A 6,935-nucleotide genomic window follows, 5' to 3' on the forward strand; every position below is an offset into this window, starting at 1 on the left:
ACGCGGTGCAGGCCGTCGCCCACATGCACAACGTCGCCCGAACCGCCTGAACCAGCAGGTCAACCCACACACCGACCTGCCCGCACCCAGACTTCCGCAACAAGCTTTAGCGCTGAGCTTGGTCCGGGCCGCGCGGGTTGGCGGTCCCGGTCGCGCCTGCCTGCGGGTCTTCTTGCTCTTCCTCCTCGAAGAGCTGCTCACGCCCGGCTTGACCCCAGGTGACGTATTGAAACCACATAAGTGACACGAGAGCGGCGACGCCTACCAGCCCGCCCGTGACGAACCCGGCGACCGCCGAGTGGCCAGCGATGACAGTGCCGAGCAGTCCTGCCGCGGAACCGGTCAGGACCGCGGTGACCACGCCGATCATTCCGGCGACCGTCCGGAAGACCTGGGTGTATCCGCCGTGCAGGCCGTGCATGGCCAGCCGCCGCGAGGGCCGGACGCTGGCCAGGTAGTGGGTCAACTCGGGCGCGTGGTCGAAGTAGTAGGCACGGAGCCGTGCGATCCGTTGCGCGTACTGAAGATCCTCGATCCCGGATTGGAGAGCCCGGTCGAAGGTGACGAAGCCGACAAAGGACAGCGTCGAGAGCAGGATCAGGCCGAAGGCGAAGAACGCGGTGCTGATTTCGGTCGCTGTGACGACCAGTCCGAGGGCGACCAGTCCAGCCGACACCGCACCGATGAAGATCGATGCCCGGCCGGTTGATTCAGCGATCGCCGCGGCCCGTGCTCCCTGGAGGGTGAAATGCTCGGTGGTCACGAACGTGACGGAGGCCGATCGCGGATCCGTGTCGCGTGCCTCCGTTCCCGTGTCCTGGTCGTTGCCCGTAGTCCCACCAGCTTCCGTATAGGGGTCAGGATGCGACTTTACGAGAGGAACAGCCGCAGGACCGATGCAGACACTCCGTCATCGGCCCGCTCTGCCGGACGACGAGGCCGGAAACGTTTCCCACCGCGCGGGTGCTGGGCCTGTTGCCAGGTCGGTCTCTCCGTCCCGGTTGCCGAGCCCGTGGACGTACGTGATGTCGCGCTCACGTGATCTTCAACCTGTGCGGCGGGGGAGAGGGCTACTGGGCTGTGCTTTCCTCGCGTTCAGAACGTGACGCCGCGGCCAACCTGGCCCGCAGGGTCGCCGCCTGTGTCCCCGAACACACAGGCCGCTTCGAGGCGATGACCTTCGACGCGTTCGCCAAAAGCCTCCTCGATCGGTTCGCCGCGGCCCTGACTCCCTACTGGCGCATGACCGACGGCTACGACATCCGGTACGCCAAGGACTTCGAGGTCCGTGCCTTCCTCAGCAGCACGGCCCACCCCGCCCCGTCGCCCTCGTCCTGGCCCGTCCGAGCGGTCCACCCTAAGCGGTGTCCTCGGGCAGACGCGCCCGGTCGGCCAAGCCGTCGGCCTTCCGCCGCCGCATGGGGGCGGTGGTGGGAGGCGCGCTGCCGCGTCATCGGTGCTGCCGTGTGCCGTCCCGGCCCTCTTGGAGACGGAGCTCGCCTACTGTGCCAGCAGGCGTTCCAACATCCATCGGTTCTCGGGGTTGGGGTCGACGATCAGGGACTGGACACGGTAGCGACCGGAGGGGAGGTCGACCCGGACGAGTTCCTGGACTTCGTCCGGGTTGCCGATGTGATCAGCGATCCAGGTGCCGCTGTAGGAGGCGGCGGTCAGGACGTACCGGCCGCCGAGTTCGACATCGAGCACGTCCTCCCAGCCGTCGGAGTCCATGACGGCTTCGAGAACGGACAGCAGGGCGGAGTCGTCCTCGGCGTAGTACCAGCGCGCGAACACGCGGGCCCCTGGGATCCAGGTGACGGGAAGGGGCTCGCCCCCGAGCGCGAGGACGTCCCGGCCCGAGTGCCGGACGGCCGCCACGTACTCGCCGATCACGTCGTCGACCTCCGTACCGGTCCAGCCGGGCAGGACATCTTCCGGGACGAGGGCGTACCGCGCGAAGTCGGTCCCGTCGAGCCAGACCAGTGCACAGCGCCTCGGTGTCATCCGCCGATGATCGCACCTGCCACGTGCCGGGACCGTGGCACCCCCGACCGCAGCACCGCCAGCGTCTCGCGGCCGGTTGTTCCAGCTGTCGCTGGGCTCCGGCGGGCACTCGCGCCGCGCTCTGAGGGAGCCGGTCCCACCGGGGGCCTGCCAGGCGCGGTGCGGACCTCGGGAAGAGGAAGCCTCTCCATGTCTGACTCCACTATGCGCCTCGGCCGGGTCTGGGCCGGGGACTCTGTTTGCGCACTTCGGCCGGGGCTATGGGCTGAGTTGGTAGGCGAGGCGGGACAGTTGGCTTGTCCGGGGTTTGTGGGTTGATCGGGTTGTCGGCTGGTCCAGTGGGCGTCGGGTCGGATGATGTTGATCGCGGTGGCGGAGAGGGCGTGCTGGAGGGTGACCTTGGGCAGGCCGCGGTAGCGGGCCCGGTGCAGGCCGGTGATGTTGAGTGCCTGGTTGATGGTGCCCTCGACGCCGACGCGCAGGGCGTGCGTGGCCTGCCAGGTGTCGGTGGCCTGTTGGGCGCGGGCGGCGGCGACATGTCCGTGGAGCTCGCTGGGCCGCAGGGTGAACATGCGGATGCCGCGGGCCGCGGTGGTGCAGCGTTCGCGGGAGGGGCAGGGGCGGCAGTCGGTGCTGGCGAAGGCGATCACGATGGCGTCGTGACCGTGCTGGGTGACGGGGTACCAGCCGGCGCTGGTGCGGCCTTCGGGGCAGGTGGCCTGGCGGGTGTTCCAGTCGACGCGGAACGCGGCCCACAGGAAAGCTGGAGCCGCCGTGGCTCATGCGGCGGAACCGCTGAGCCCAGGAGTTGGTAAGGACTCTTGACAGTCGGATGGTCCAGACCACCAGTATTGGTTCAGGCCACAGTGCTTCAGGTCGCCGAAGTCCCCCACCTTCGAAGGGAGCGCGGTCCATGGCCGGACCCGTTCGCGCACCACTCCGAGCCCTGCTCGCCGCCACCGCCGTCACCACCGCCATCGCCGGCGTGGCGGTCACCGGCACCGGCACCGGCGCCGCCCACGCAGCGGGCACCCCACTGCCCGCCCAGGTCTTCACCCCGTACGTCGAGGCCCGGGCCGGCGACAGCCTGTCCAAGCTCGCTTCGCAGTCGGGTGACAAGTACCCGACGATGGCCTTCCTCCAAGCCGCCGCCACCGCCTCCTCCCCGTCGCCCTCCGCGTCGAATGTCCAGGTGCCCGCCATCCAGGTGCAGGTCAGCCCGTCCTCGGGCACGGTGACCGCCGGCTCGTCGACCACCGCGACCGTGAGCACGGCCATCATCAACAACGGCTCGAACACGTCCATCGCGATGACGGTCAGCGGCGCTCCCGTGGGGGTCACCGCCTCGGTCAGCCCGTCCTCGGTCAGCGGGAGCTCCAGCGCGGCCCTGTCGGTGTCGACCGTGTCCACGGTCGTCCCCGGCACCTACACGCTGACGGTCAAGGGCACGCTGACCGGCACCTCGGCCACGTCCTCCGCGACCTACACGCTCACCGTGACCGGCGCCGCCCCGGTGTGCTCCACCGCCCCCTGGGTCGACACACAGGTCTATACCGGTGGCAACACCGTCTCGTGGAAGGACCACCAGTGGAGCGCCAAGTGGTGGACACTGGGCGAGGAGCCCGGCACCACCGGCCAGTGGGGCGTCTGGCAGGACCTCGGTACCTGCTGATCTGCACGCGTCGCCAGACCGTGCCCCGGAACCGGGGTCCGACTCTGCGGCGCGTGCGGACTCTGTTGCTCATTTCGCTGCGGGGTGTTGGTCGGGTTCGGATGATCACTCTGCGGGCTGCCTGGCGGTGGTGCGGCCAGGGAAGGTGGTGCGGAGTGTCGATGCGGCCGCAGGGGCTGCCGGAGATTCCGGCGATGACGTCATTTCTCGTGAGCATCTGTAGCACTCAAGATCGCCAACTGCTGCCCAAGCCGCTGATCAACGCTGCTACTTCACGTGAACGAAGCCAGGTGAGGCCGCCGAAGGCTGGGAGCTGGTCGAGCCACTCTTCGTGGGAGTAGGTGCGCTCCCAGGTGAAGCGCCATTGTTCGGGCTCGCTGAAGTTGCCGGTCTGGCGGATTCTGATCGCGTCGCGCGCTGGGGCGACGGCATTTGCCCCGTAGGTGGGGTTTGATCTCATTGCTGGCCCAGTTCTCGCGGTACCTGTCGCGGTCGTTTTCGGCAGGTGCGCGAAGCCGGGGGGCGATGGATCTGGGTCTGGTCGATGTCGAGTGGGGCGATGGTGAGGGCGGCGGCGGGCTGCGGAAGCCGGTGCTGGAGGCTGTGTTCCGGGTTCAGGTCGAGTCGGCGTGAAGCCGACCCGACGACGGCGTCGGGCCTGCGAGCGAAGTCGGCCACGCGACGCCGTCGATCGCGAGCCACGGCGCAGCGGCTACGGCCGTGGGCGTCGCTCCCGCGAATGCCTGGACCTCGCGGTGGAGGTGGGACTGGTCGGCGTAGCCGCTTGCAGCCGCCACCCAAGCGGCGGGGTTACCCGCTGCGAGAAGGTGGGCGGCGTGGTCGAAGCGCACCAGCTGGGCGGCGCGCTTGGGGGTGAGGCCGACCTGGGACCGGAAGCGGGACCACAGGCGCTTACGGCTCCATCCCACCTCCTTCGCCAGGCCGTCGACCCGCACCCGTCCCCGGCTGGTGCGCATCCGCCACCAGGTAGCAGCGACCTCCGGATCGAGCGATGGGCGGGCGTTCAGCCGTTGGCCAAGGAGATCCGCCGCGATAGTGAACCTCACCTCCCACGACGCGGCGGCACGCAGCCTGTCCTCGGCTCGCCCGGCGTCGCGACCCCAGACTTCTTCCAGGGAGACCACCGCCCCGCCGAGCTCCGTCGGTGCCCCGAGCACCGCGGCCGCCACGACCGGCGACAACCGAATCTGGAGGCACTGGATCCTCCCGGCCGCCCGGCCGCTGATCCGAAGCTCACCCGGGACCAGTCCGACGACGGTGCTGCCACCTTCGCGCCGGCCATGGGCGCTGTAGACGAGCCCGTCTCCTTCGCTCAGGTCCACGAACAGGGTGACCGATGGGTGCGCGACCATGGTCATGTCCGCGGAGGCTGGGACACGTTGCCGGAATCCGGCCATGCGGATCCCCGGCAGACGTTCTGACGGCCGCGGGACCGCGACTTCCACCGACGTCCAGTCGGGCGGTGACTCGGGGAACCCCATAGCGCCAGGCTAGGCGATCGGTCTCAGCGGCGCGTTGCCGTTGCCGCGAAGTCCAGCAGCAACTCGCTGGTCGTCTCCGGCGCTTCGAGCATGGGGAGGTGCCCGACGTCGGGCAGGTGCTGGACGCGCGCGTTCGGCACCGCGTCGTAGTGGTGCGCCGACGATGGATTCCAGCGGGGGTCGGCCGCGCCGAAGATCACCAGGACTGGGACGTTGAGGGCGGTGAGGCGCTTGGGCAGGCTCCGCTCGGTGATGTACGCGGTGTTCCGGCGCAGCGCCGTCCTCAACGTGCGGTAGCCGATCATCCGGGCCTCGGCGATCAGATCGTCCGGGATGTCCACGGGGCGGTGGCAGAGCGCGATCATGCCCCTGCGGAGCATTGCGTCCGAACGGATCGGCCAGAGGAGCGGGCCCAGCGGCGGGCCGATCAGGACCTGAAGGACGATGGGCTGTGGAAGGAGGGCGTCGGGACTCGGGCCGCTGCTGATCAGGGCGAGCGAACCGACCAGGTCGGGGCGCTGTTCGGCGAGCGCGGTGGCGATGTATCCGCCGCTGGAGTGCCCCACCACGGTGACCGGGCGAAGGCCGAGTTCATCGAGCGCCACGGCCAGGCGACCCGCCTGCTCGGGCACGTCGTACGACGACGCGGGCAGGGACTGTCCGTGACCCGGGAGGTCGACCCGGATGACGTGATACTGACCGGCGAGTGCCGGCACCACCGGGCTCCAGGAACCGCTCGAAGCCCCCGATCCGTGGATGAGCACCAACGGCGGTGCCTGCTGCGGGCCGTCGTGGACCACGTGGATCCCGTGCAAGTGCTTGACGTCGTGATTCCCCATGTACGGGATGATGCTTGGGCTCCAACCGTCAGTCTTGTACAAATGTCGTCGCAAGGCCGACGATCGCCAGACACTTCTGGCACGAGCCTGCCTGTCCGGCTTGGGCCCGCCGGTGACCGCCGGCCCGGTGGCGGGACCGGCCCGGGTGCGGTGTGCGTGGTCCTGGACGACGACGGCGGAGTGTGCCGGATCCGGCGCCGGCGCGAGGCCGGCCTCCGGCACTCCCGCCCGGTGGAGGCGCCGAGGACCGGCGGACTGCCGGTACCCCGCGCCGCCAGCTGGGTCAGGACGCGGCCGCGCGCGCCGCGTCCCACCCGGCCACCTGTCGCTTGACCCGTTTGTCGGTCCGGCCCGAACCGTGGCCCGCCGGCATGTGCGGCTGGTCCGTCCCGCCGGAGGCGCGCGCACCGCCGGTGGCCCGCTCGCCACCGCCGGCTCGGGCAGCCCGTCGGTGACCCGACTCAACGAACGCGGGACAACCTCCTGCGCGGCGGGGACACAATGCGGGACAACACCCTGATCGGCCGTCCAGCACCTGCCATCCGACCTCGGCCCGGTCGCACTCGGCGAATGATCGACACAGGAGCCAGCCACCACTGATCTGCCGATCTGCCTGGACCGCCGTCAACGTCACCTGAGTCGCCGGCCCCCGCCCGACGGCCGTCCGCGCCTACCCCGGCCCGACCAGCCCGCACTCGTACGCGAAGATCACCGCCTGCACCCGGTCCCGCAGACCCAGCTTGGCCAAGACCCGGCCGAGATGCTTCTTCACCGTGGGCTCCGCGAGACCGAGGGCGGCGGCGAGTTCCGTGTTGGTCAGGCCTCGGGCGGCTCCCAGCAGGACCTCCCGCTCGCGCGCGGTCAGCACGCGCAGACGCTCCCCGCCTCCGCCGCCGTCGTCTCCGGCGGCGGGGAGCC

Annotated in this window: 7 protein-coding genes; 1 reads left to right on the plus strand and 6 read right to left on the minus strand. The window is 70.0% G+C overall.

Features of this window, described 5'->3' with window-relative positions:
* Positions 1-106: 106 nt before the first annotated feature.
* The 3 genes from ABD308_RS05135 to ABD308_RS39580 form a co-directional block, all read right to left on the minus strand.
* Complete coding sequence (locus ABD308_RS05135; RefSeq protein ID WP_344326739.1) at positions 107-763, minus strand: hypothetical protein; 657 nt, start codon at positions 761-763, stop codon at positions 107-109.
* Between the two features lie 737 nt (positions 764-1,500).
* Positions 1,501-2,004: an Imm21 family immunity protein gene (locus ABD308_RS05140; protein WP_344326742.1), complete on the minus strand. Its 504-nt coding sequence runs from the start codon at positions 2,002-2,004 to the stop codon at positions 1,501-1,503.
* Complete coding sequence (locus tag ABD308_RS39580; RefSeq protein WP_425554695.1) at positions 2,001-2,762, minus strand: transposase; 762 nt, start codon at positions 2,760-2,762, stop codon at positions 2,001-2,003. The genes ABD308_RS05140 and ABD308_RS39580 overlap by 4 nt, the downstream gene beginning before the upstream one ends.
* 155 nt (positions 2,763-2,917) lie before the next feature.
* Between ABD308_RS39580 and ABD308_RS05145 the strand changes: the two genes are divergently transcribed.
* A complete protein-coding gene (locus ABD308_RS05145) occupies positions 2,918-3,676 on the plus strand; it encodes a hypothetical protein (protein ID WP_344326745.1) in 759 nt (252 codons plus the stop codon).
* Between the two features lie 614 nt (positions 3,677-4,290).
* On the opposite strand, the gene ABD308_RS05150 is transcribed toward ABD308_RS05145, so the two are convergent.
* The 3 genes from ABD308_RS05150 to ABD308_RS05160 form a co-directional block, all read right to left on the minus strand.
* The gene (locus ABD308_RS05150) at positions 4,291-5,178 is read right to left on the minus strand and encodes a helix-turn-helix domain-containing protein (protein ID WP_344326748.1); all 888 of its coding nucleotides are present in this window, start codon (positions 5,176-5,178) and stop codon (positions 4,291-4,293) included.
* 23 nt (positions 5,179-5,201) lie between these two features.
* Complete coding sequence (locus tag ABD308_RS05155) at positions 5,202-6,017, minus strand: alpha/beta fold hydrolase (RefSeq protein ID WP_344326760.1); 816 nt, start codon at positions 6,015-6,017, stop codon at positions 5,202-5,204.
* Positions 6,018-6,687: 670 nt separating this feature from the next.
* Positions 6,688-6,935: response regulator transcription factor (locus ABD308_RS05160; protein ID WP_344326751.1), on the minus strand; the 248-nt coding region annotated here is incomplete at its 5' end.

This window comes from Kitasatospora putterlickiae, assembly GCF_039527695.1.
Classification (GTDB): Bacteria; Actinomycetota; Actinomycetes; order Streptomycetales; family Streptomycetaceae; genus Kitasatospora; species Kitasatospora putterlickiae.

Excerpts from the sequence above, each read along its gene's own strand:
- ABD308_RS05150 (WP_344326748.1), bottom strand. The coding sequence starts at position 5,178 with ATGGGGTTCCCCGAGTCACCGCCCGACTGGACGTCGGTGGAAGTCGCG.
- ABD308_RS05140 (WP_344326742.1), bottom strand. The coding sequence starts at position 2,004 with ATGACACCGAGGCGCTGTGCACTGGTCTGGCTCGACGGGACCGACTTC.
- ABD308_RS05155 (WP_344326760.1), bottom strand. The coding sequence starts at position 6,017 with ATGGGGAATCACGACGTCAAGCACTTGCACGGGATCCACGTGGTCCAC.
- ABD308_RS05145 (WP_344326745.1), top strand. The coding sequence starts at position 2,918 with ATGGCCGGACCCGTTCGCGCACCACTCCGAGCCCTGCTCGCCGCCACC.